This window comes from Microbacterium cremeum (assembly GCF_015277855.1).
In the GTDB taxonomy this organism is placed as follows: Bacteria; Actinomycetota; Actinomycetes; order Actinomycetales; family Microbacteriaceae; genus Microbacterium; species Microbacterium cremeum.
On the sequence record NZ_CP063812.1, the window covers coordinates 3,300,988 to 3,324,934 of the forward strand.

Here is a 23,947-nt window from a genome sequence, read left to right on the forward strand (position 1 = left end):
GGTCGTTCCATTCAGCGGCGAAGACCTGCGGGCCACGGCGCGTTCCACTCGACGGGACATCGCTTTGCGAACCGTTCGATCTCGGTAAGAGTCGGCACTGCCACCGGACCGGAGACGTGACAGCGTGGTCGATGACGATCTCGCCGCGAGCGAGCGCCTCGACCGGATGTCCCGCTCCGGCCACCGAATGACACGTCATCGCTTGCACAAGGACGTGCGCACAATCAGAGGAGAGTCCCATGAGCACAGCCCGCTCGACGCGCCGAGGCCGAATCGCCGCGTCGGTGCTCGCCGCCACCGCCCTCGTCGTCACCGGCTGCGCCGGAGGCGGCGGTACCCCCGACGCGACCGACGACGGCGGTGCGTCCGAGAACGATCCGGTCACCCTCACCGTCGCGACCAGCCAGAACGAGCAGACGCCGAACTACTTCTGCGGCGTCGAACTGCTCAAGGAGCGCCTGGAGGAGGCCGACATCGGCTTCACCGTCGAACTGTATCCGGCCAGCCAGCTGGGCCCCGACGCGGACCGCTTCCCGCAGGTCCAGGCGGGTGACATCGACATCGACCTGCAGGGCGCGTCCGCGCTCAGCGCCACCTACGAGCCGATCGGCGTGGTGGACGCGGCGTACGCGTTCGACGACGTCGAGCACGCGTTCCAGTGGATCGACGACAGTTCGGAGGAGCTGTTCACGGACTTCCACGAGGCGACCGGAGTGAACATCGTCGATGGCTGGTTCTTCGGCAACCGCACGTTCACGACCAAGGACGTCGAGGTGACGAGCCCCGACGACCTCGCGGGCGTCCCGATCCGGTTCCCGAACTCGCCGATCTTCCTCGCGAACGCCGAGGCGCTCGGCGTGACCAACCCGGTGTCGGTCGCCGTGGAGGAGGTCTACACCGCCCTCCAGCAGGGGATCGCCGTGGGGCAGGAGAACCCCATCGTCGCCACCCACTCGTCGAGCTACGACGAGGTGCTCAACACTGCCATCCTCAACAACCACAACGTCGGCATCCACTGGATCCTCGTCAGTGACAAGACGTACGAGAAGATGAGCGAGGAGCAGACGGCGCTGCTGGAGGAGACGATCCGCGAGATCCGGCCCGAGAACCGCGACTGCGTCGACGAGGCGACCGAGGAGATCCTCGACGAGTACCGTGCGGACGACGCCTTCACGGTGGTCGAGCAGGAGGACATCGACATGGATGCCTTCATCAGCCAGGCCGAGGAGTTCTTCGAGGGCTACTTCACCGGCGAGAGCCTCGAGGCGTACCAGGCCATCCGCGAGACCGCGGGCTGAGACCGCAAGCCGGCGAACGGGGCGGATGCTGAGGCATCCGCCCCGTTCGTGCGTCCGGCGTCAGTCGTGAGGACCGGGGTCCATGCGCCGGCTCAGTGTCAGCGCGGCGGCGCGGACGGCCGGACCGAGGCGGGTCGCGACGATCTCCGACGCCGCGCCCGCCACCGAGATCGCGGCGACCGGCTCACCGCGGGGTCCGAGGACCGGGCTCGCCACGCACGCGCGGCCGGCATGGCACTCCTCGTTGTCGGCTGCCACGCCGAGGCGGCGCACGTCGGCGAGCTCCCGTGCGAGGCCGGCCGGATCGCAGATCGTCGCGGGCGTGCGCGAGGGCAGTCCTGAGCGGACGAGCTGCTCCACGACGCCACGGGGCGAGTACGCCAGGAGCGCCTTCCCGAGCGCGGTCGCGTGTGCCGGCAGACGGCCGCCGACCCTCGCCGTCGGTGCGGCGGTCGCCTCGCCGCGGATGATCGCGATGAACAGCACGTCCGATCCCTGGAGGACGGCGAGCCGCACGCTGTGCCGGGTGACGTCGCGCAGTTCGTTCATCACGGGCAGAGCGACGTGGCGGAGCCGCCGCGGCAGCTGGACGGTCTCGGCCAGTTCGAAGAGGCGCACGCCGAGGTACAGCCGGTCGCCGTCGCGATCGAGGAAGCGCTGCGCGACGAGGTCGGCGGCGATCCTCGAGACCGTCGACTTCGGAAGGTGGGCGCGCCGGGCGAGTTCCGAGATCCCGAGACCTTCGTCATCCTCCCCGAAGGCGTCGAAGACGGCCGTCACCCGGTCGAGCACGCTGACCGAGTCGGTCCAGGCGGCGGTGCGCATCGCCTACGCCGCCGCCGTGAGCCGGCGGGTGACGTTGGTGCCCGCGGCACGCACGAGCGGTGCGATCCGATCGGGGTCCATGCCGCCGCTGGGCCCCGCGACCGAGATCGCGCCCACGACGACGCGATCACCGGACAGGACGGGGCTTGCGACAGCGAGGATGCCGGGATACGAGTCCTCCATGTCCGTCGCGACCACGGCCGATCGGACGTGCAGGAGCTCGTCGCGGAAGTGGTCGGCGTCGGCATCGGCCAGCGACGCACTCACGCGATCCACCACACCGGGATCGGAGCAGAACGCGAGATAGGCCTTGCCGCTCGCGGTGGTCAGGGCCGGCGTACGCATGCCGGCGCGCGTCGGAAGCATCGGCAGCCGCCCGGCGACCGCCGCCACCGACACCATGTCGGTGCCCTGGTGCACCCAGAGCCCGACGCGCTCGCCCGTCATCTCGCGCAGCTGCCTGATGACCGGCGCGGCCGCGCCGATGAGGCGGCGGGGCAGGCTCGCGCGTGCGCCGAGCTCGAACAGGCGCATCCCGAGGGTCACGCCTTCCTGCGTGCGCTCGAGGTAGCGCTGCGCGGCCAGCTCCGCGACGAGTCGCGAGACGGTGGACTTCGGCAGACCCGTCTGCTGTGCCAGATCGGTGACCGAGAGCGATCCCTCCGACGCCTTCACGGCGTCCAGGATCGCGACGATGCGATCGAGCACCGAGACCGGCCCGCCCGTGCGAGCGGGAAACGTGTTCCATTCGGCGAGACTCCCCATCGAGCATCCCCTCCCAGCGGCTTGAATCGTCATCGATCGCCTTTGCTTCGAACGTACTAGTTAGTACACAACCCTGCAATGCTGTTCAGAGAATCATGCGAGTACCAGCGCCGGTGCTCCAGAAAGGCGCCATGCGCACATCGATCGCCACGGTCTGCTTGAGCGGCACCCTGGATCAGAAGCTCGTCGCGGCGCACGAGGCCGGCTTCGACGGCGTCGAGATCTTCGAACCGGATCTGATCGCCTCGCCCCGCTCCCCGGAGGAGATCCGCGCGCGGGCGGCAGGGCTCGGGCTCTCGCTCGACCTGTACCAGCCCTTCCGGGATTTCGAAGGGGTCGGTCCCGAGCTTCTCGACCAGAACCTCCGTCGCGCGGCAGCGAAGTTCGGCCTCATGAACCGGCTGGGCATCGACACGATGCTGCTGTGCAGCAATGTGGCGACGGCGCGCAGCGGCGATGAACAGCTCGCCGCCGCTCAACTGCGCCTCCTCGGGGATCTCGCCGAACGCCACGGAGTCCGCGTCGCCTACGAAGCCCTCGCGTGGGGTCGTTTCGTCGACGGCTACGAGACGGCGGCGCGCATCGTCCGTCTCGCCGATCACCCGCGCATCGGCCTCTGCCTCGACAGCTTCCACATCCTCTCCAAAGGCCACAGCCCGGAAGCGATCGAGACGATCCCGGCGGAGAAGATCTTCTTCGTGCAGATGGCGGACGCACCGCTGCTCTCGATGGACGTCCTCTCGTGGAGCCGGCATCATCGGCTGTTCCCCGGTGAGGGGGGCTTCGACCTCGGCACGTTCATGGCGCACCTCGCCCGCACGGGGTATACCGGTCCGGTCTCGCTGGAGATCTTCAACGACACGTTCCGCCAAGCCGACCCCCTCGAGACCGCGATCGACGCGAGGCGCTCGTTGCGCTGGCTCGAGCACGAGGCGGCGGTGTCGCTCGGCGCCGAGGCAGGGGGCGGCCGTGCAGCCCGCATGCCCATCGCGTCGCTGCCCCGGGTCGAACCGCCCGCCGACGTGGGCTACGTGGAGCTGAGGACGACGGAGCTGCCGGAGCTCCGGCGCCTCCTCGGGCAACTGGGCTTCCGCTCGCACGGCGAGCACCGCACCAAGACGGTCGAGCTGTGGTCGCAGGGCGACGCACGGGTCGTCCTCGGGGAACCGGGCTCGGACCGGCCACGGCCGACCGTAGCCGGCCTCGGGCTCTCGGTCGACGATCCGGCGACGTCGCTGCGCCGGGCGAGGGAGCTGTTCGCCCCCGAGATCCCGCGCCAGCAGGATGTCGGCGAAGAGCCGCTCGTCGGTGTCGGCGCACCGGACGGCTCGGAGGTCTTCTTCGGCGCGGCGCGCGGGCCCGAGCCGAGATGGGTGAGCGAGTTCGGCGCCGCCGCCGATGGGGAGCCGCCCATGATCGAGCGGGTCGATCACGTCAACCTCGCCCAGCCCTGGCAGCACTTCGACGCGGCCGTGCTGTTCTTCCACTCGGTCCTGGATCTGCGCCCCGACCCGTCGGTGGAGGTCGCCGCACCCGTCGGTCTGGTGCGCAGCCAGGTCCTGCGCAGCGCCGATGGAGTGGTGCGGATCGCGCTCAACCTCGTCCCCTCGGCCGCCGCCGGCGACGCGATCCTGCCGCAGCACGTCGCGTTCGCCTCCGCCGATGTGCTCGCGCTGGCGCGCGCGGCGCGGGGGCGCGGCTTCCGTCCCCTCGACATCCCCGCGAACTACTACGACGACATCGAGGCGCGATACCAGATCGAGCCGGGCCTCCTCGCGGAGCTCAGGGAGTTGAACGTCATGTACGACCGGGACGAGTCCGGCGAGTTCCTCCACTTCTACACGCACCCCATCGGCACCGTGTTTCTCGAGGTCGTCGAGCGACGCGGCGGGTACGCGGGGTACGGCGCGCTCAACGCACCCGTGCGCCTGGCCGCTCAGTACCAGCACCGTCGGGCCGCGCGACAGGGAGCCGGCGCGTGATCCGCCGCGTCGCCGTGTTCCGGTTCGTCCCGGAGCCCACCGAGACGCTCCGCATCTCTCCGCGCGTGAAGGCGTCCCTCGCGACCGTCGACGTCGAGCTCCCGGAAGCCTCGTGACCGACGTGGTGCAGCATCCGCCCGAGCCGCCTCGACCGCGCCGCTACCTCGTCGGCCTGATCGGCGAGGGGATCACGGCATCCCTCACGCCTGCCATGCATGAGACCGAGGCCCGCGAGCTGGGACTGGACTACGAGTACCGCATCCTGGATCTCATCGTGCTCGGCCGGCGCCCCGCCGACCTCGCCGCGCTCCTGGCCGAGACGCGGTCGGCGGGCTTCGCCGCGATGAACATCACGCACCCGTGCAAGCGGCTCGTGATCGATCTCGTGGACGAATTGGACACGGATGCCGCGCACCTGCGGGCGGTGAACCTCGTGGTGTTCGCCGACGGTCGCCTGATCGGCCACAACACCGACTGGATGGGATACCGCGACGGTCTCGAGTCGGGCCTGCCCGGCGCCTCGTTCGACCGTGTCGTGCAGATCGGCTGCGGGGGTGCCGGCGCCGCGACCGCGTATGCCCTCCTCTCCCACGGCGCGGCGAGACTCGACATCTCTGACGTCGACCCGGCCCGGGCGGAGGACCTCGCCGTCCGCATGCGCGACCTGTTCCCCGCGCAGGACGTCGCCGTCCTCGGGCCGGACGAGCTTCCGGACGCGATCGCCCGCGCGACCGGGGTCGTGCACGCCACACCGCTGGGCATGCTGCACCGACCCGGTGTCGCGTTCGACCTCGAGCTGCTGCCGGCCGGCGCCTGGGTGTCGGACGTCGTCTACCGGCCGCTGGAGACCGAGCTCGTCCGGCGGGCGCGCGAACGGGGCCACCCGGTCCTCGACGGCGGTCGCATGGCCGTGGGGCAGGCGTGCGCTAGTCTCCGAATCATCACGGGGGCCGTGCCCGATCGTGAGCGGATGGAGCGACACTTCCGTGCGCTCATCCGTGCCGAGGAAGACACCGGCGGCGAAGGGAGCCTGCGATGACGGGTGGACTGAGCGAGGTGCGGGACAGCGGCATGACCGAGCGCGCCGCCCGGACGCAGGACGACATCCTCGAGGTGGCCACCGCCGAGTTCGCCGCGAACGGGTACTCCGGCGCGCGGGTCGACGAGATCGCCGCGCGCACGCGCACCACGAAGCGCATGATCTACTACTACTTCGGCTCGAAGCAGGGACTGTACCTTGCGGTGCTGGAGCGGGTCTACGCGCAGATCCGACGCGTCGAGCGCGGCATACACATCGACGAGCTGTCACCGGACGACGCCCTGCGCACGCTCGCGGAGGCCACGTACGACCACCACACGACCCACGAGGCGTTCATCCAGCTCGTGAGCATCGAGAACATCCACCGCGCCGAGCACCTGCGCCGATCGCAGACCATCCTGCGCGAGAACGCCACCGCCATCACGGTGCTGCAGGAGGTCATCGAGCGAGGGGTTCGCGATGGCATCTTCCGCGACGACGTCGATGCGCTGGACGTGCATATGGTGATCAGCGCCTACGCCTGCTTCCACGTCGCCAACCGGCACACCTTCGCCGCGATCTTCGGGCGGGACATGCTGGATCCGGCGCTGCAGGACTCGCACCGCCGCCTCATCGGCGACCTGGTCGTGTCGACGATGACCGACCGCAGCGCACCTGCGCCCCGTGAGATGAAGCCCGGCTCAGACGTCGCGCCCTCGTAGCCGGAGGCGACGGGCGACGGCGAGCGCCGCCGCATCGACGGCGCCGGCGGCGCGATCGACGTCGAGTCCGTCCGCCCACCCCGAGACCGCGAGTGCCGCGACCACGCGCCCCGACGAGTCGACGATCGCGACGGCGACCGCACGGACGCCGCCGAGCCCGGAGTCGTGTGCGACGCCGGCGCCCGGACCTCGACGACAGCCCGGCCGAGCGCCGTCGTGTGCACGGGCACCCGCCCGCCGGTGCGCGGGATCAGCGGAGGCGCCCCGGGGGCGCGCATCGCGGCCAGGCAGACCATCTCGTCACCGTCGCGGATCGCGAGCTGGGCGTTGCTGCCGGTCCGGTTGCGGAGCTCCGCCAGGACGGGCAGGGCCGCGATCCGCAGCTCACGCGGCTGCTCGGCGAGCTGACCGAGTTCGAACAGCCGCAAACCCAGGTGGATCCGCTTCCCGTCGCGTTCGAGGTATCGCTGCTGGACGAGCGTCGCGACCAGCCGGGAGACGGTCGACTTCGGAAGACCCGCGCGCACGGCCAGTTCCGACAGTCCCAGTCCGCGATCGTCCTCGTCGAACGCCTCCAGGATGCATGTCACGCGGTCGAGGACGCCGATCGCGTCCGAGGGCTTCGCCGCGTTCATGGATCAGGCGACCCGCGACGCGAGCCGATGCGTGAGCACGAGGGCGGCGTGACGCACGAGAGGCGCGACCCGGCTCGGATCCATGTCGGCGACCGGCCCCGCCACCGAGATCGCGGCGACCGGGAGGCGGTCCGGCGAGAGGATCGGGCTCGCGACACCGACGACCCCGGGGAACGTCTCGCAACGGTCGATCGCGACCGCGTCGGCCCGGACGCCGACCAGCTCCCGCTCGAAGCGGTGCCGCGTCGACGGGTCGAGCTCGGCCAGCACGGCACGAAGGACGTCCTCGTCCGTCGTGTGAGCGAGCACCGCCTTGCCGAGCGCGGTCGTCACCGAGGGCACGCGGACGCCGGCGCGCGAGGGCACCGGCCGGAGCCGTCCACGCACCGAGATGATCGAGAGCATCTCGCAGCCCTCCTGCACGGCGACGTTGAGGTGCTCGCCGGTGGCGTGGGACAGCTCGGCCAGCACGGGGAGAGCTGCGACGCTGAGGCGCCTCGGCGTGCTGGCGCGTGCTCCCAGCTCGAACAGCCGCATCCCGATCATCACGCCGCTCTCGCCGCGCACCAGGTACCGCTGCCGCACCAGGTCTGCCACGAGACGCGAGACGGTGGACTTGGGGATGCCGGTGGCCACGGCGAGCTGGGTGATCGTGGTGGAGCCGTGGGACTCCCGGACCGTGTCGAGGATCGCGAGGATCCGGTCGAGCACCGAGACGGGCTCGCCTCCGTGAGCGGATCGCATGTGGGCAGTATCCGACGAGTCCCGAGGGGCGGCAAGGAACTCCTTCTCAGAAGGAGGGCCGGTCCCGCTCAGTGGAACGAACGGGACCGGCTGCCGTGCCGCGCGAGCGAGTGGGCCCGAACCCGCCTCCCGCAGGCTCGGGCCCTCGCTCGCATCGGCTGAGGACGACTGGGTTTTCAGGCCGAGCAGAAAGGCTTGATCCCCATGGCGCTCTCCAGCCCCTCCATCACGTGCTGCTGGAAGAACTCGTCGCCGGCCAGCGGCGCATCCGTCCAGGCCGCGACATCGTGCCCGAGGGTCGTCAGCCACGCCCGCCCGCCGTCGTAGTACTGGCACCAGCTCACCGGGTGGTGCTCGCCGTGCCCGGCCGGGGTCGCCTCGCTCGTGGCCCGGTCGACCTCGAGCAGGACGTTGACGAAGCTGGGATACGGCACCAGGTTGTACCACTCGTCCTTGAACGCCCACGTGTCGGGCAGGAAGGACGTGGACACGTCCTGGTGGTTGATCGTCTCGACCGTGCCCTCGCGGTTCGGCCCGTGATTGTAGAAGTTGGCACCGCCGAGCAGGCCCTCGTAGTACTCCCAGTGGTACTCGGCGCCGAAGGCGTTGTGAATGCCGACGAACCCTCCGCCTCCGCGGATGTACTGCATGAGCGTGGTCTGCGCGGTGTCATCGAGGGTGTCGCGGTTGGAACTCAGGAACACGACTGCCTGGTAGTTGTTCAGGCGGCTGAAGTTCGCCAGGTCCTCGGTGTAGTCCACCGCGATCCCACGTTCCTCCGCCCACGCCTTGAGGGCGGCCTGTGCGACGTTGTTGGCGTTCAGCGGCGGGTTCATTCCGGCGCCGAGTGGCGTGCCGAGGTGCGCGTGACGCGGTCCGGCGGTCCGGCTCCAGATGAGGATGCGCTTCTGCTCCCCCTCCGTCCAGCCGTTGCCCCACGCGTTGTAGCACTCGGGGTCGACTCCGCGACAGACGCCGTAGTCCTTGATGTCGTCGAGGTAGATCTGGCTGGCGGTCGCGGGCTGCCCGCCGAGTCCGTTCCCGTTCCCCTTGTCGGTGCTCACGGCGGTCGCCCCGACCACCATGGTCGCGCCGAGCGCTGCCGCGGCGACGAGGGCGACTCCGGAGCGTATGAGCGATTTCATGTGATCTCCTTTGATCGATCCTGCAGGCCCCTCGGGCACGCGAACCGCATCCAGCCCCGGGACTGGTGCGAATCTAGGCTCGCGCCGAGAAGCCGCGCAAAAGTCGTTCCACCCAGTAAGCCGCCCGGGTGCGGGCGGCGCAGCGGAGCCGTGTCGTGACGTCAGGGTCGGCCGTGTGAGGGAGGATGCTCTCATGCCTCCCCCACGTCAGCACCGCGCCAAGGCGACGGCGGGTGTCGTCGCCGTGCTCGCCGCCGTTGCGCTCGGTGGATGCGCATCGGTGACGCCGGGCACGGCATCCGCCGACCCCGACCGGATCGCCGAGCGTGCGAGCGCCCTCGGCGTCGCGCCGGAACTCGTGTACACCACCGAGGTCGAGGGCTACGACCTGGCGCCCCAGTCCGTCGGGCCGGGTGCTGCTGAGGGGATGTCGGCCACGTGGTTCAACGCGACCACCGGAGCCATGGTGACCATTCGCACGGACCGAGGCGGGATGACCGCAGCGTCCTGCGTCGAGATGCCGCTGTGGGAGGCATCCGACGAACCGGTGACCTGCACCGACGAGGACGGCGTCTGGCACCGATCCGGGGGCGGCGTCCACGAGTACGTCGCGGTCCGGGACGGGGCGCTCATCCGGGTGACTGGAATGAACGACGCCCCGCGTGCGGATCTTCTGGCCGCCGCGAAGGCCGTGCAGGTGCCCTCGGACGCCGAGCTGGAACTCCTCTTCTCCGACGCCCCCACGCCGCCGGCCGAGCCGGTCGAGCGCGGAGATCTGCCCGAGAACGGCGACGGGGCGCCGATCGATCCGGTCGGCCCGGGCGGCTGACGCACCGCGGCCGGTCGGGAATCGCTCCGCTCCTGCCGGACCGCACCTTCGATGCCCTCACCCGCAAGCAGTTCGGCTATGCCTGAACTCCGCCCGCCTACAACGCTCCATCTGCGGCCCATCGCCTACCAGAACGCTCCGCTATGGGCTCTGCCGCCCGAACTGCGTGACGACTCGATCGGGGTACCGCGCCGAAGGAATGGAGTGCTCGGCCTCACGTAGTTCGTCGAAGGCCGAAGTCACGGCCGCTAGGCGGCGCCGAGGACGAACCTCGCACCACGAGCGTGGGAGGGACGCTGCGGTACCAGTCGGAGTGATCCGGATCGGCGAGACGCCGGGCAGCGGCCTCCAACCCGAGTCGTGCCATCAGCTCGGGATTGGGCTGGACACTGGTGAGGTCGACGAACGGAAGCCGCGCGACAGTACTGTCGTCGAACCCGACGATGGAGATGTCCTCTGGCACGCGCACTCCTTCACGCAGGAAGGTCTCCATCACCCCGAACGCGCACCGGTCGTTCGCACAGACGAGCGCTGACGACCGGCTGTCACGGTGGAGAAGTTCCTGCGCCGCGGCGTATCCCGCCTCCTCGGTGTAGTCCGCCTCGATCGCGTCGATGGCGTGGTGGAGACCCTGGGAACGCATCGACGTCTTGTAGCCCTCCAGTCGTTCCGCCGCATTCGGACCCGCAAATGGCCCGACGTAGGTGATGCGGCTGTGCCCGAGTTCGACGAGGTGGCGCACGGCGAGCGCCATGCCTTGTCCGTTCTCGACGTGCACCTCATCGTGCCGACCGGTCGCTTGCGGGCCCCCGAGGAGGACGATCGGTACGCCGGAGGGCAGTCGCCGGATGATGCCGTCGCGAGACTCGGTCGTCAGGACGATGAGGGCTTCGATGCGCTGTCGCATCAGCTCATCCAGCGCGGTACCTTCGGACCGTCCCAGCCCGACGGTGCTGAGGACCAGCCGGTATCCGTAGTCCGCGGCCTGTCCGTACAGTGCATCGACGAGGTCGACCTCGAACGGTTGCCGCATCGTGAAGAGTACGCCCAGCTGTCCGCTGCGCCTTTGACGAAGGAGACGCGCAGATTCGTCCGGGTAGTAGCCCAGTTCGCGGGCAGCTTCTATGACCCGTTGCCGCGACGCCTCGCTCGCTCCCTGCGCGTTGCGCAGAACGATGGACACGAGTTGGCGCGACATCCCCACATGCTCGGCGATGTCCTTCATGGTCGGACGCTCTCGCGCCCTCGCCCCCGAGACCGATTCCCCGCTGTCATCCGTCATGTCTGCCTTGCCTTCTGGCCGATTGTTCCAGATGCACTCGGGCCGGGGCGGCATTGCCGTCCCGGCCCGAGATCGCGGTTCACCATGAGGTCAGATCACACCGCGGACGCCGACGCGCCTTCGTCCTCGGCGCGCAGCGCGGCAGGGATCGCGTCCGCCTCACGTTCGATCTCGCGAACGACGTCCGACTCGGCGCCCATGGTTCGCTCGAGTTCGTGCGCGAGGGACTCGAGTTCCGCACCGCCGGCCATCAGACTGGTGAGTTCGGCCAGTGTCAGATCCTTCTTCTCGTAGTCCCCCAGGCTGGTGCCCCGATTCAGCAGGAGGAAGCGGTCGCCGACCGGGTACGCGTGGTGCGGGTTGTGCGTGATGAAGACCACGCCGAGCCCGCGGTCCCGCGAGCGGGCGATGTACTTGAGCACGACGCCGGACTGCTTGACCCCGAGGGCGGCCGTCGGCTCATCGAGGATCAGGACCCGAGCTCCGAAGTAGACGGCGCGCGCGATGGCCACGCACTGTCGCTCTCCACCGGAGAGAGTCCCGATGGGCTGGTCGACGTCGCGGAGGTCGATGCCCATGTTCGCCAGTTCGACGTAGGTGATCTCCTTCATCTGCTTCACGTCCAGACGGCGGAACGGCCCCCAGCCCTTGGTCAGCTCCGAGCCGAGGAAGAAGTTCCGCCAGACGGGCATCAGGGGGACGACGGCGAGGTCTTGGTAGACCGTGGCGATACCGGCGTCGAGTGCATCGCGCGGCGACGAGAACGTGACTGGTTCGCCGTCGAGGAGGATCTCGCCTTCCGTCGGAGCGTGCGCGCCGGCCAGCATCTTGATGAACGTCGACTTTCCAGCGCCGTTGTCGCCAAGGACGCACGTGACGCGGCCGGCGCTGACGACGGTGGAGACACCGTGAAGCGCGTTGATGGCTCCGTATCGCTTTGCGACGTCGCGAACTTCCAGGACCGGCGTATCGGGTGTGGCAGTCGTTGTCATTTCGAAGCTCCGCTCGCGCGCAGTCGGACCCAGTGATTGAGGAACACGGCAAGCAACAGCATTGCTCCCAGGAATGTGCGGAGCCAGTTCGTGTCCCACTGCGCGAAGGTGATGCCCTGGAAGACCATGCCGTAGATGAGCGCACCGAGAGCCGCGCCGATGGCGGAGCCGAATCCGCCCGTCAGAAGACAGCCGCCGACCACAGCGCAGATGATGTAGATGAACTCCTGTCCGACACCGGTGTTCGCCTGAACTGTGGAGGTCCGGAAGAGGGAGATCATTCCGACCAGCCACGCGGCCCCCGCGGTCGTCATGAACAGGCCGATCTTCGTCTTGAGGATCGGCACGCCGACCTGGCGCGAGGAGTTGGCAGCACCACCGACCGCGAAGATCCAGTTTCCGGCGCGCATGCGAAGGAGAACCCACGTCGCAATGGCGGTCACGATGAACCACCAGAGCACCGAGATGTAGAACGTGCCGGTTCCGATCCTGATCGAGGAGCCGAAGAGGGGCTGGATGGTTTCGTAGAACGGGACCTTCGTCATGCCCTGGATGGCCACCTGGCCGGTGATGAGCTTGGTGACCGCGAGGTCGATGCCCGCGATGACGAAGAACGTACCCAGGGTGACGATGAAGCTGGGGAGTCCGGTGCGCATCACGAGATAGCCGTTGAGTGCGCCTACCGCGAGCGCCGCTACGAGAGCGACGAGCACGGCCACCCAGATGTTCAAGCCGTAGTGGGTCGTGAGCACGCCGACGATGAGAGCGGTGAAGCCGGTCATCACGCCCGCGGAGAGGTCGAACTCGCCACCGATCATGAGCAGCGCCACGGCGACGGCCATGATCCCGAAGGTGGAGGCCGACTCGAGCCAGACACCCGCGCCCGCGAGGGTCATGAACTTGTCGGTGTACACCGAGAAGAAGATCATGACGGCGAGTGCGGCGACGAGGGCGCCGACCTCGGGGCGTGCGAGGAGGCGGCGGATCGGTTGCCGCTCGAGCCGTGGTCGGTTCGCGATGGTGACGATGTCTGTCGTAGTCACGTGTGGGATTCCTTTCAGCCATTCGGTCGGGCGAGGTGTCCCTCGCCCGACCGATGTTCGACTAGCGCGTGCCGTTCGCGGCGAACTCCGCGACCTGTGCGGCGTTCTCGGACGTGACGAACGCGGGGCCGGAGTAGATCGGCTGGCCGCCTCCGAGGTCGTTGCCGTTGAGGCTCTTCAGGTACAGCGCGGTCACGCCCATGAAGCCCTGAACGTAAGGCTGCTGGTCGACAGCGAACAGGATCGTCCCGTCTTCGACTGCGCTGACGACGTCTTCTGAGAGGTCGAAGGTGGCGACCTTCGCGCTGCTGCCCAACTCTTCGACAGCGCCTACCGCGTCGATTCCGTACTGGCCACCCAGGGTGAGAACTCCGTCGATGGAGGGGTCGGCCTGCAGCTTGGATTTGATGGTCGCCTTCACCTCGGCGTCGTTGGTGCCGTCGACCTGAAGGTTCTCGACGGTTCCGCTGAACGATCCGGCGGTCGCGCGGCACCGCTCCTCGAGGGCGACGTTTCCAGCCTCCTGGATGACGCATAGGACGTTGGTGAGCCCTTCGTCGCTCAGGCGCTCGCCCACCGCGGCGCCCGCGATGCTCTCGTCCTGGCCGACGTGGGTCAGCGCGCCGAACTCGGCGGATCGGCTCATGCCGGAGTTGATGGTGACGACGGGGATGCCGGCCTCGACGGCAGCCTCGATGCTCGTCTGGAGACCGTCCGGGTTGGCCATCGAGACGACGATGCCGTCCACGCCCTGCGCGACTGCGTTGTCGATGAGCTGCGACTGCTTGGCAGGGTCGGGGTCGTTGTTATAGAGGACCTCGGCTCCGTAGTCGCGGCCGGCCTGCTCAGCGCCCGACTTGACGCGATCCCAGAAGGCGTCGCCGGGGCCCGAGTGGGTTACGACCGCATACGTGAATCCCTTGGATTCGCTGGCGGTGTCGTCGCCGCCGCCATTGTCGGTCTCCTGGCCGGTGCCGGAACAAGCGGTGAGGGCCAGGGTGGCTGCGGCGGCAAGTGCGATGCCGCTCCACAAGCGCTTCTTCATGTGATTTCCCTTTCGGTGAGGACGAATCGACGTCGAGTGCTCCTCGGGCGACGTCTCTGTCGTGGGTCGAGTGTGAATCACTGGAGTCTATTTGTCAATACATTCTGTCAAGAATGCTGGCACGTGCTAGTTTGAAGTGCTACAACACCCGAGAGATTGCTCGACGACGACGTCCCTCATCCGCGTCCTAGTCCTGGGCAGTCGCCTCGGTCAGGCACAGCGGTCCCGGTACGGCGATCGCGATCACCGAAGGGAGAGACGTGGCCTGCCCATTCACGCTTGCCGCCAATGCCGAGATGCTCTACGGGGAGCGCCCGTTCCTGGAGCGAGTAGACGCCATCCATCAAGCCGGCTTCCTCGTTGAGATCTGGGACTGGACGGCGAAGGACATTCCCGCCCTCGCCACGAGCGGAGCTCAGTTCTCGTCCATGACCGGATACATCAGCGGTGATCTGATCGACGTCGATGGGGTCGAGGCCCTACTCAGCTCTGCTCGTCGCTCCCTCGAGGTCGCAGCCGAGCTGGACTGCCCGCGGCTGAACGTACACGGCACCGGCCTTGATGACCGTGGACTGCCGGTGGCCCCGCGTTGGAGCACGTCGGGGAGCGATTGGCTCCGGGCTGTCGACAGTCTTCGCCGACTCGCCGAGCTGGGAGAGGAGGCGGGGCGCACTTTCACGCTCGAGAACCTCAATACACGCGTCGACCACCCGGGCACACCGTTCGCTCGCTCGGAGGAGACCGTCCAACTGGTCCAGGCAGTGAACAGCGCGGGCCTGCGGATGAACTTCGACCTGTACCACGCACAGATCGACGAGGGGAACCTCATCGAGCGGACACGTGAAGTGCTCCCCTGGGTGGGCGAGATCCAGGTTGCCGACAATCCGGGCCGCTTCGAGCCCGGCACTGGCGAGATCAACTACCGGAACGTGGCGAAGGCGCTCACAGGGGCCGGCTACGACGGCGTCGTCGCACTGGAGGCGTGGCCCTCGGGCGACTCCGATGTGGCACTGGAGCGCTTCCGCGACGCGTTTACCGTCGCTGGGTGACCTCGTCGATCAGCGGCACTAGCACGTGCCAGATCTTCGTGCTATTGTCAGGACAAAGGTAGGAGCCTTTACCGAAAGCGGCGTGAACCGCACCAGGGTGTCGATGTCGACGGTCCCCGTCGCCGGCGCCGGAGACAAGGAGACCTCAATGAGCCAGACCACCACGCAGGCGTCCAGGGTGGACGAGCGGTCGGGCACGGTACGGCTCGGGCTTATCGGCTCGGGCTGGATCGGCAAGTTCCACGCCGAGACCATCGCGCAGCGTATCCCCGGCGCCGTCTTGGAGGCCGTCGCAGATCCGCAGCCGGGCGCGGCCGAACGCGTCGCTTCGCCGCTGGGCGTTGCCAAGGCCTACCTCGACAGCGCCGACCTGCTCGCAGACACAGCGGTCGACGGCGTCGTGATCTCGTCGCCCGCATTCACGCACACTGACCTGGTGGTTGCGGCCGCGCGCGCTGGTAAAGCCGTCTTCGTAGAGAAGCCGATGGCGCTGACGCTCGAGGATGCCGACCGCGCCATCTCCGCGGCTGCCGAAGCTGGTCTCCCCCTACAGGTCGGCTTCAATCGCCGCTTCTCCACGGACTTCGCCGCCGCGCATGCGGTCGTCGAAGGCGGTGGCGTCGGTACACCCCAGCTGCTGCGCTCGCTGACCCGCGATCCGGGGCTTTCCAATCCCGGTGCCGTCAAGCCGTGGACGATCTTCCTGGAGACACTGATCCACGACTTCGACACACTCAATTGGCTCAACCCCGGCGCGCACGCCGTCGAGGTCTTCGCCAAGGCGGATGCGCTGGTCGCCCCCGAATTCAGAGAGGCGGGTCTGCTCGACACAGCGCTCGTCACCATCCGCTACGACAACGGCGCACTCGCGTCTGCCGAGGCGAACTTCTCGGCTGTCTACGGCTATGACGTCCGAGGTGAGGTCTTCGGTTCCGCCGGGATGGTCACCGCAGGCGATGTGCGCTCGACGAGCATGCGCCACTACTCCGCCGCGGGCCAGGAGACGACGACGACGCGCTTGAACATCGACCTGTTCCACCAGGCATACACGGATGAACTGGTTTCGTTCGTCGATGCCATCCGGACGGGAGCCGTATCCGGCGCGCGCGGCGAGGACGCCCGTGCCGCGCTTGCCATCGCCCTCGCCTGCATCACCTCTGTCGAGAAGAACCGGCCGGTGGCCCTCGAGGCCTGACCGATCTCGAGTAGGTCTGCGCGGGCGCTCATCGGCCGCGCAGGCCTACTTCGCGACGAGCGTCGTCTCGAAGCTGTACATGTCGGGCCGGTAGCAGTGGTGTCCGAACTCAACCGCTCGGCCAGCGCTGTCGAACGCGATCCGCTCCATTGTGAGGACGGCACCGCTCTTGTCGATGCCGAGCAGCTCGCTCTCGTCTCCGGTCGCACGTCGGGCGCCGATCTTCTGCTTCGCGATCTTGATGGTCACTCCGCGAGCGCGAAGGATCTGGTACAGGCCGCGAGACTCGAGCTGTTCAGTCGTGATGTCCGAGAACTCCCGCGGCAGATAGTTCTCGAGGACGGCCACGGGAACGCCATCGGTGCTGCGCTGACGGCGGACGAACACCACTTCGTCACCCTGAGCGACACCCAGCCCCGCTGCGACCGTGTCCGTTGCCGGCACGAGCTCGTGCGCAAGGACCCTGGTCCCAGGCTCGTGGTGGGCTGTCTGGAGGTCTTCGTAGAGACTTGTCAGCTCGACCTGGCGGGTCACCTGCCCCTGCACCACCTGGGTCCCGATCCCGCGGCGGCGCACCAGGAGGCCTTTGTCAACGAGCTCCTGAATCGCGCGCCTCACCGTGGGTCGAGACAGCCCGAGACGCTGGCCGATGGCTATCTCATTCTCAAGTCGCGCCCCCGGCGCGATTCGTCCCGAGCGAATGGCGTCTTCGAGCCGCGTGGACACCTGGAAGTAGAGCGGCACAGGACCCGTACGGTCCAGGTCGGCGAAGAGCTCGTGGGGCCACACTGTCTCGTCGTTCGCCATGGTGTTCCAATTGGATAGGGCTTATTGTCGGGACAATCTTACACAGTCACCGCTTTGTCATACGTATCGGCACGAGCGAAACGGTTGACGAGAATCACTCATGTGTTATTGTTAGGACATATGGCGCCACGCGTCAGAACCGACCGCACTTCCCGCAAGAGAGAGTTGTACAGCGGAGTATGACTGAGTCGCAGAAACCCTTCGACGTCCTGGCCATCGGCCGGCTCGGCGTGGACATCTATCCGCTGCAGTCCGGCGTGGGCCTGGAAGACGTGCAGACCTTTGGGAAATACCTCGGTGGCAGTGCCGCGAACGTCTCGGTTGCCGCAGCCCGGTACGGCCGCGACTCCTCGCTGCTTTCGCGAGTGGGAGACGACCCGTTTGGTCGCTACCTGCTTCGTGAACTCGACAACCTCGGAGTGGACAACCGCTACGTCAGCACGGATCCACACCTCCCTACCCCGGTCACCTTCTGCGAGATCTTTCCCCCTGACGACTTCCCGCTCTACTTCTACCGCGAGCCCATGGCCCCGGACCTGAACATCACGCTCGATGACATCGACCAGGGCGTCGTTCGATCCGCCCGTGTGCTGTGGTTCACGGCAACGGGACTGAGTCAGGAGCCGAGTCGCGCCGTCCACAAGGCCCTGCTTGCGTCACGCGGCCGCAAGCCACTCACGATCTTCGACCTGGACTACCGGCCCATGTTCTGGCCGAACCGTGACACCGCTCACGCGCAAGTGTCGGCCGCTCTCGCCTTCGCGACGGTCGCAGTCGGCAACCGCGAGGAATGCGAGGTTGCTGTCGGGGAGACCGATCCCCATCGCGCAGCCGACGCGCTCCTGGAGCGCGGTGTCCAGCTTGCTGTCGTCAAGCAGGGTCCGCGCGGCGTCCTCGCAAAGACGGCAACCGAGACCGTCGAGGTTCCGCCGTATCCGGTGGACGTCGTCAACGGCCTCGGCGCGGGTGATGCGTTCGGGGGCGCGCTGTGCCATGGACTCCTCGCGGGATGGGAGCTGGAGCGAGTACTCCGCTTCGCCAACGTGGCCGGCGCGATCGTCGCCGGTCGCCTCGAATGCTCCACAGCGATGCCCCACGAGTCGGAAGTGGCCGCCATTCTCGAGACGGGAGCGCGCGCATGACCATCGGCATTCTCACGGCGGAGGACTTCGAACGCCTGCGTGATGTGCGGGCGAAGGATCCGGAGATCATCAAACGCGCGCTTTCGGAGCGGACGCGGCGAGAAGTACTTCGCGGAGACGACAGGCTCTTCATCGTCGCCGCTGACCACCCTGCGCGAGGCGCACTCGCGGTCGGCCCCGACGCTTCCGCAATGGCCAACCGCTACGACCTGCTCGAGCGCCTGGCAGTCGCGCTCAGCCGCCCCGGAGTGGATGGTGTGCTCGCCACCCCCGACATCATCGACGACCTCGCCGCACTGTCCCTACTCGACGACAAGCTCGTCGTCGGGTCCATGAACCGAGGCGGGCTGCGCGGGGCGAGGTTCGAGATGGACGACCGCTACACCGCCTACGACGTCCCCCGCATGGTCGAGTCCGGAATCGACTTCGCGAAAGCCCTCATCCGAATAAACCTCGAGGACCCGGCCACGGCTCCGACACTGCAAGCCACCGCGGATGCTGTCACGGCTGCGGCTGCTGCGGGCCTTCCCATCATGCTCGAGCCATTCATGAGCCGCTGGGAGGAGGGTCGCATCGTCAACGACCTGTCCGCGGACGCCGTGATCCTGTCGGTTGCCATCGCGGCCGGGCTGGGCGCGAGCAGCACCCACACGTGGATGAAGCTGCCCGTCGTTCCGGACATGGAACGCGTGATGGAGTCCACCACCCTCCCCACCCTGCTTCTTGGCGGAGATTCCGGCGCCGACCCGGACGAGACCTTCTCCGCCTGGGAAGACGCCCTCGCCCTCCCCGGCGTTCGCGGCCTCACGGTCGGCCGAACGCTCCTTTACCCGCCAGATGGAGACGTCGCAGCGGCCGTCGACACTGCCGCGGGGCTCGTCCACACCGCCGGTGTGCACGCGACCCTCTGACCCCCTATCCCCACTCTCTAAGGAGTACCCATGACTATCACCGCAGACTCCGCCGCGGCATCGGACACCACCACGTCAGTCACAATCGGACATTGGATCGATGGGGCGGAGCACGCGTCGGCGAGTGGTCGCACGGCGCCGGTGTTCAACCCGGCGACGGGTGCGGTCAGCGCGCAGGTCGCGTTGGCCGATGAGGCGGAGGTGGATGCTGCGATCGCGTCGGCGGTGCGTGGCTTCGAGGTGTGGTCGGGCTACTCGGTGGCGCGGCGGCAGGGGGTGCTGTTCGCGTTCCGCGAGTTGTTGAACGCGCGCAAGGCCGAGCTCGCGGCGATCATCACGGCCGAGCACGGCAAGGTGCGCTCGGACGCGATGGGTGAGATCCTCCGCGGCCAGGAGGTCGTGGAGCTGGCCACCGGGTTCCCGCACCTGATCAAGGGCGCCTACTCCGAGAACGCCTCCAACGGCATCGACGTGTACTCCATCAAGCAGCCGCTCGGCGTCGTGGGCATCATCAGCCCGTTCAACTTCCCGGCGATGGTGCCGATGTGGTTCTTCCCGATCGCGATCGCCGCCGGCAACGCCGTGGTGCTCAAGCCCAGCGAGAAGGACCCGTCCGCGTCGCTGTGGCTGGCGCAGCTGTGGAAGGAAGCGGGGCTTCCCGACGGCGTCTTCACCGTTCTTCAGGGCGACAAGCTCGCCGTCGACGGGCTCCTCACCAGCCCCGACGTGCAGTCGATCAGCTTCGTCGGGTCGACGCCGATCGCGCAGTACATCTACGAGACCGCCTCGAAGCACGGCAAGCGGGTACAGGCGCTCGGCGGCGCGAAGAACCACATGCTCGTCCTTCCCGACGCCGATCTCGACCTGGTCGCCGATCAAGCGGTCAACGCCGGCTACGGCGCCGCCGGAGAGCGCTGCATGGCCATCTCGGTCGTGCTGGCCGTCGAGCCGGTCGCCGACGACCTCATCGCCAAGATCCAGGACCGCATCGGCAAGCTCCGCATCGGCAACGGTGCCGGCGCCGACGGTGTCGAGCCCGACATGGGCCCGCTCATCACCGACGTGCACCGCGACAAAGTCGCGTCCTACGTCGATATCGCCGAGCAAGACGGCGCGACGATCGTCGTCGACGGCCGCGGATACACCGTCGACGGACACGAGGACGGGTTCTTCTTCGGCCCCACCCTCCTCGACCGCGTCCCCACCAGCAGCCGCGCCTACACCGAGGAGATCTTCGGACCGGTCCTCTCCGTCATCCGCGTCGACTCCTACGACGAAGGACTCGACCTGATCAACTCCGGCCAATTCGGCAACGGCACCGCGATCTTCACCAACGACGGCGGCGCCGCCCGCCGCTTCCAGAACGAAGTACAGGTCGGCATGATCGGCATCAACGTGCCCATCCCCGTCCCCGTCGCCTACCACTCCTTCGGCGGCTGGAAGCAGTCCCTGTTCGGCGACGCGAAAGCCTACGGAATGCACGGCTTCGACTTCTTCACCCGCGAGAAGGCCATCACCGCCCGCTGGCTCGACCCCGCCACACGCAGCCTTTCAGATACCCGCGGCATCAACCTCGGCTTCCCCCAGAACCACTGACCGGTGGGTGCCGCGGCCGCAGCCGCGAGGACTCGCGGCCGCGGCATCCGTCCACGACAATCGACGCACGAGAGACCACATGAGCACTTCCGAGCAGCGCTGGTTCCATCGCCGAGGCGACCTCTCCCGCGACGGGTGGGAAAGTGTCGTCGACGCAAGGACGCCCGGCTGGCAGCACACTGGAATTCGCGTCGCCAACGTCGCCGACTCTGAGCACCTCGCCCTGGAAGCCCGAGATGTCGAGCGGATCATCGTCCCACTCGCGGGGTCCTTCGCTGTGACCCACCATCACTTCCCGGGCGAGTGGGAAACCAAACTGCACGGTCGGAAGTCCGTCTTCGACGGTCCCACGGATGTTCTCTACCTGCCGGCGGGAACGACCGCCGAGATAAGAGGACGTGGTCGGGTCGCGGTGACCGAGGCCCCCGCTATGGAGTCCCGCCCGTGGCAGTACATCTCGGCGTCCGACACTCCCATCGAGCTGCGCGGGTCTGGTCGCTCCAGTCGCCAAGTCCACAACTTCGGCACACCGCAGGCGTTGGATGCCGCCAAGCTCATCGTGTGCGAGGTGGTCACACCGGCGGAGAACTGGTCGTCGTACCCACCGCACAAGCACGATGAGTACATCCCGGGCCATGAGTCGCGTCTGGAAGAGATCTACTACTTCGAGACTGCGCCGGCCGCTGGCGCGAAAGCCTCCACGGATGCGTCGTTCGGAATGTTCTCCACGTACTCCTCGCCCGCCGGTGACATCGACATCAATGCGATGGTGCGCACGGGCGACATCGCGCTCGTGCCCTACGGGTACCACGGTCCGGCGGTAGCTGCACCCGGGTACGACCTGTACTACCTCAACGTCATGGCCGGACCCGACCCCGAACGGGAGTGGCTGATCAGCGACGACCCCGCCCACTCGTGGGTGCGTGACACCTGGGCTGGGCAGGACGTAGATGACCGGCTTCCGTTCACCGACGACAAGAAGGGCCACCGCTGATGAGCTCGACCAAGCGGATGACAGTCAGTCAGGCACTCGTGGAGTTCCTGGCGCACCAGTGGACCGTTGACGGGGATATCCGGGAGCGGACCATCCCCGGCATGTTCGGCATCTTCGGGCACGGGAACGTCGCGGGTGTTGGGCAGGCGCTCAAGCAGGTGAATGTCGAGCAGCCGGATCTGATGCCCTACCATCAGGCCCGAAACGAGCAGGCCATGGTGCATCAGGCGGTCGGATACGCGCGCATGCACCGTCGCCGCGGAACCTATGCGTCCGCTGCTTCCGTAGGCCCCGGGGCCGCCAACATGCTGACCGGCGCAGCGCTGGCCACGACCAACCGGCTCCCGGCACTCCTGCTTCCGAGCGACACGTTCGCCACGCGGGTCGCCGACCCGGTCCTACAGCAGCTTGAGCAACCGTGGGACATCGGGATTCAGGTAACGGATGCCTTCCGCCCCCTGTCGCGATTCTTCGACCGGGTTCAGCGTCCCGAGCAGTTGTACTCGATTGCGCTGGCAGCAATGCGCGTGCTGACGGATCCCGCAGAGACCGGCGCTGTGACTATCGCGCTCCCCGAGGACGTCCAAGCGGAAGGACTCGATGTCCCGCTCGAGTTCCTTCAGGACCGCGAATGGCACATCCGTCGCCCCCTGCCCGAGCGTGCCCCGCTCGCCCGGGCCGTAGCAGCCATCCGGAATGCCAAGAACCCGTTCATCGTCGCCGGAGGCGGAGTCATCTACTCCGGTGCGGAGGAGCAGCTGCGCGCTCTGGTGGAGGCAACCGGTATCCCGGTCGGCACTTCGCAAGCAGGCGGAGGCGTGCTCAACTGGGATCATCCGCAGTACCTCGGCGGCGTCGGTGCGACTGGAACTCTGGCCGCCAACCGTCTTGCCGCCGAAGCTGACGTCATCATCGGCATCGGTACGCGATACAGCGACTTCACGACCGCCTCACGCACGGCATTCCAGAACCCGGACGTGCTGTTCGTCAACATCAACGTCGCCTCGTTCGATGCGTACAAGCACGGCTCGCAGCTTCCGCTTGTCGCCGACGCGCGGGAGACGCTCAGCGAACTGTCCATCGAGCTCGAAGGTTTTGAGATCGCCCCCGAGTACAGCGAGAGCATCGCTCGTGAGAAGGCGAAGTGGGACGCGGCCGTGGATTCCGCCTTCCAGCCGTCGGGCCGCGAGCTTCCTGGTCAGCCGGAGATCATCGGAGCCGTGCAGTCGAGCACCGCGCCCCGGGACGTCATCGTGCAGGCCGCTGGATCTCTGCCGGGCGACCTGCACAAGCTCTGGCGGGTACGCGATCCGCTCGGCTACCACGTCGAGTACGCGTTCTCATGCATGGGATACGAGATTGCGGGCGGTCTGGGCGCGAAGCGCGGCCTTCTCGCCGACGGAGACGACCGCGACGTCATCGTCATGGTCGGCGACGGCTCTTATCTCATGCTCAACACCGAACTGGTGACGGCTGTCGCCGAGGACATCAAGCTCATCGTCGTCCTCATCCAGAACCACGGGTTCGCCTCCATTGGGCACCTCTCGGAGACCGTCGGGTCGGAGCGGTTCGGCACCTGGTACCGGGAGTACGACAACGAAGCCCGCAACTTCCAAGGCGAGAAGATTCTGCCCGTCGACCTCGCTATGAACGCCCGTGGCTACGGGCTCGATGTCATCGAGATCGAGCCCGGGGCGTCGGCCATCGACGATCTGAAGAGCGCGGTCACCAAGGCGAAGGCCTCCGAGCGATCCACATTCATTCACATCAACAGCGACCCCCTCGTGTACGCACCCGATGGCCTCGGGTGGTGGGACGTTCCGGTGCCGGCAGTCTCGACGCTCGAATCCACTCAGCGCGCACGCGAGGAGTACCTCGCGCAGCGGACGCCGCAGCGACCCCTCCTCGGCTGACCCTTCAGAGAAGAA

21 protein-coding genes and 1 pseudogene are annotated in these 23,947 nt (G+C 67.7%); 12 read left to right on the forward strand and 10 right to left on the reverse strand.

Annotated features, from left to right (window positions below):
- Nucleotides 1-239 precede the first annotated feature (239 nt).
- Nucleotides 240-1,298: a TRAP transporter substrate-binding protein DctP gene (gene dctP, locus IM778_RS14795; RefSeq protein WP_194409589.1), complete on the forward strand. Its 1,059-nt coding sequence runs from the start codon at nt 240-242 to the stop codon at nt 1,296-1,298.
- A 60-nt stretch (nt 1,299-1,358) separates the two neighbouring features.
- Here the strand turns inward: dctP and IM778_RS14800 are convergent, their stop codons facing one another.
- Together IM778_RS14800 and IM778_RS14805 are read right to left on the reverse strand one after the other, a co-directional pair.
- A complete protein-coding gene (locus IM778_RS14800) occupies nt 1,359-2,123 on the reverse strand; it encodes an IclR family transcriptional regulator (protein WP_194409590.1) in 765 nt (254 codons plus the stop codon).
- Nucleotides 2,124-2,126: 3 nt separating this feature from the next.
- A complete protein-coding gene (locus IM778_RS14805; RefSeq protein ID WP_194409591.1) occupies nt 2,127-2,888 on the reverse strand; it encodes an IclR family transcriptional regulator in 762 nt (253 codons plus the stop codon).
- Nucleotides 2,889-3,019: 131 nt separating this feature from the next.
- Between IM778_RS14805 and IM778_RS14810 the strand changes: the two genes are divergently transcribed.
- The 3 genes from IM778_RS14810 (at nt 3,020) to IM778_RS14820 (ending at nt 6,610) form a co-directional block, all read left to right on the forward strand.
- Nucleotides 3,020-4,870: a bifunctional sugar phosphate isomerase/epimerase/4-hydroxyphenylpyruvate dioxygenase family protein gene (locus IM778_RS14810; protein ID WP_194409592.1), complete on the forward strand. Its 1,851-nt coding sequence runs from the start codon at nt 3,020-3,022 to the stop codon at nt 4,868-4,870.
- 112 nt (nt 4,871-4,982) lie between these two features.
- The gene (locus tag IM778_RS14815; protein ID WP_228484582.1) at nt 4,983-5,909 is read left to right on the forward strand and encodes a shikimate dehydrogenase; all 927 of its coding nucleotides are present in this window, start codon (nt 4,983-4,985) and stop codon (nt 5,907-5,909) included.
- Nucleotides 5,906-6,610 (forward strand): TetR/AcrR family transcriptional regulator, encoded by a 705-nt coding sequence (locus IM778_RS14820; RefSeq protein ID WP_228484583.1) that lies wholly within the window; start codon nt 5,906-5,908, stop codon nt 6,608-6,610. The genes IM778_RS14815 and IM778_RS14820 overlap by 4 nt, the downstream gene beginning before the upstream one ends.
- Before the next feature lie 185 nt (nt 6,611-6,795).
- Here the strand turns inward: IM778_RS14820 and IM778_RS18010 are convergent.
- From IM778_RS18010 to IM778_RS14835, 3 genes and pseudogenes are all read right to left on the reverse strand, one after another.
- Nucleotides 6,796-7,245 (reverse strand): annotated as a pseudogene (locus IM778_RS18010) (IclR family transcriptional regulator); the annotation flags it as partial.
- 3 nt (nt 7,246-7,248) lie between these two features.
- Nucleotides 7,249-7,989: an IclR family transcriptional regulator gene (locus IM778_RS14830; RefSeq protein WP_194409593.1), complete on the reverse strand. Its 741-nt coding sequence runs from the start codon at nt 7,987-7,989 to the stop codon at nt 7,249-7,251.
- Between the two features lie 176 nt (nt 7,990-8,165).
- Nucleotides 8,166-9,134, reverse strand: coding sequence for a ThuA domain-containing protein (locus IM778_RS14835; RefSeq protein WP_228484584.1), 969 nt, complete (start codon nt 9,132-9,134; stop codon nt 8,166-8,168).
- 193 nt (nt 9,135-9,327) lie between these two features.
- Here IM778_RS14835 and IM778_RS14840 point away from each other — a divergent pair, with 193 nt between their 5' ends.
- Nucleotides 9,328-9,963, forward strand: coding sequence for a hypothetical protein (locus tag IM778_RS14840; RefSeq protein WP_194409594.1), 636 nt, complete (start codon nt 9,328-9,330; stop codon nt 9,961-9,963).
- A gap of 214 nt (nt 9,964-10,177) precedes the next feature.
- Here IM778_RS14840 and IM778_RS14845 read toward each other — a convergent pair whose 3' ends face one another.
- The 4 genes from IM778_RS14845 to IM778_RS14860 form a co-directional block, all read right to left on the reverse strand.
- Nucleotides 10,178-11,188: a LacI family DNA-binding transcriptional regulator gene (locus IM778_RS14845; protein ID WP_194409595.1), complete on the reverse strand. Its 1,011-nt coding sequence runs from the start codon at nt 11,186-11,188 to the stop codon at nt 10,178-10,180.
- Nucleotides 11,189-11,340: 152 nt separating this feature from the next.
- The gene (locus tag IM778_RS14850; RefSeq protein ID WP_194409596.1) at nt 11,341-12,237 is read right to left on the reverse strand and encodes an ATP-binding cassette domain-containing protein; all 897 of its coding nucleotides are present in this window, start codon (nt 12,235-12,237) and stop codon (nt 11,341-11,343) included.
- Nucleotides 12,234-13,280 (reverse strand): ABC transporter permease, encoded by a 1,047-nt coding sequence (locus IM778_RS14855; RefSeq protein WP_194409597.1) that lies wholly within the window; start codon nt 13,278-13,280, stop codon nt 12,234-12,236. The genes IM778_RS14850 and IM778_RS14855 overlap by 4 nt, the downstream gene beginning before the upstream one ends.
- Nucleotides 13,281-13,341: 61 nt before the next feature.
- The gene (locus IM778_RS14860) at nt 13,342-14,325 is read right to left on the reverse strand and encodes a sugar ABC transporter substrate-binding protein (protein ID WP_194409598.1); all 984 of its coding nucleotides are present in this window, start codon (nt 14,323-14,325) and stop codon (nt 13,342-13,344) included.
- Between the two features lie 260 nt (nt 14,326-14,585).
- Between IM778_RS14860 and IM778_RS14865 the strand changes: the two genes are divergently transcribed.
- Both IM778_RS14865 and IM778_RS14870 read left to right on the forward strand, forming a co-directional pair.
- Nucleotides 14,586-15,374, forward strand: a complete 789-nt coding sequence (locus IM778_RS14865) for a TIM barrel protein (RefSeq protein WP_228484586.1) — start codon at nt 14,586-14,588, stop codon at nt 15,372-15,374.
- A gap of 148 nt (nt 15,375-15,522) precedes the next feature.
- On the forward strand, nt 15,523-16,569 hold the full coding sequence (locus IM778_RS14870; protein WP_194409599.1) for a Gfo/Idh/MocA family oxidoreductase: 1,047 nt from the start codon (nt 15,523-15,525) through the stop codon (nt 16,567-16,569).
- A gap of 45 nt (nt 16,570-16,614) precedes the next feature.
- Here IM778_RS14870 and IM778_RS14875 read toward each other — a convergent pair whose 3' ends face one another.
- Nucleotides 16,615-17,376, reverse strand: a complete 762-nt coding sequence (locus tag IM778_RS14875) for a GntR family transcriptional regulator (protein ID WP_194409600.1) — start codon at nt 17,374-17,376, stop codon at nt 16,615-16,617.
- Nucleotides 17,377-17,555: 179 nt separating this feature from the next.
- On the opposite strand from IM778_RS14875, the gene iolC reads away from it, so the two are divergent.
- From iolC to iolD, 5 genes are all read left to right on the forward strand, one after another.
- A complete protein-coding gene (gene iolC, locus IM778_RS14880; protein WP_194409601.1) occupies nt 17,556-18,518 on the forward strand; it encodes a 5-dehydro-2-deoxygluconokinase in 963 nt (320 codons plus the stop codon).
- On the forward strand, nt 18,515-19,429 hold the full coding sequence (locus tag IM778_RS14885; protein WP_194409602.1) for a class I fructose-bisphosphate aldolase: 915 nt from the start codon (nt 18,515-18,517) through the stop codon (nt 19,427-19,429). Before iolC ends, IM778_RS14885 begins: the two co-directional genes overlap by 4 nt.
- Nucleotides 19,430-19,459: 30 nt before the next feature.
- Nucleotides 19,460-21,025 (forward strand): CoA-acylating methylmalonate-semialdehyde dehydrogenase, encoded by a 1,566-nt coding sequence (locus tag IM778_RS14890; RefSeq protein WP_194409603.1) that lies wholly within the window; start codon nt 19,460-19,462, stop codon nt 21,023-21,025.
- Nucleotides 21,026-21,104: 79 nt separating this feature from the next.
- Nucleotides 21,105-22,019: a 5-deoxy-glucuronate isomerase gene (gene iolB / locus IM778_RS14895; RefSeq protein WP_194409604.1), complete on the forward strand. Its 915-nt coding sequence runs from the start codon at nt 21,105-21,107 to the stop codon at nt 22,017-22,019.
- Nucleotides 22,019-23,932 (forward strand): 3D-(3,5/4)-trihydroxycyclohexane-1,2-dione acylhydrolase (decyclizing), encoded by a 1,914-nt coding sequence (gene iolD / locus IM778_RS14900; protein WP_194409605.1) that lies wholly within the window; start codon nt 22,019-22,021, stop codon nt 23,930-23,932. The genes iolB and iolD overlap by 1 nt, the downstream gene beginning before the upstream one ends.
- Nucleotides 23,933-23,947: the final 15 nt, after the last annotated feature.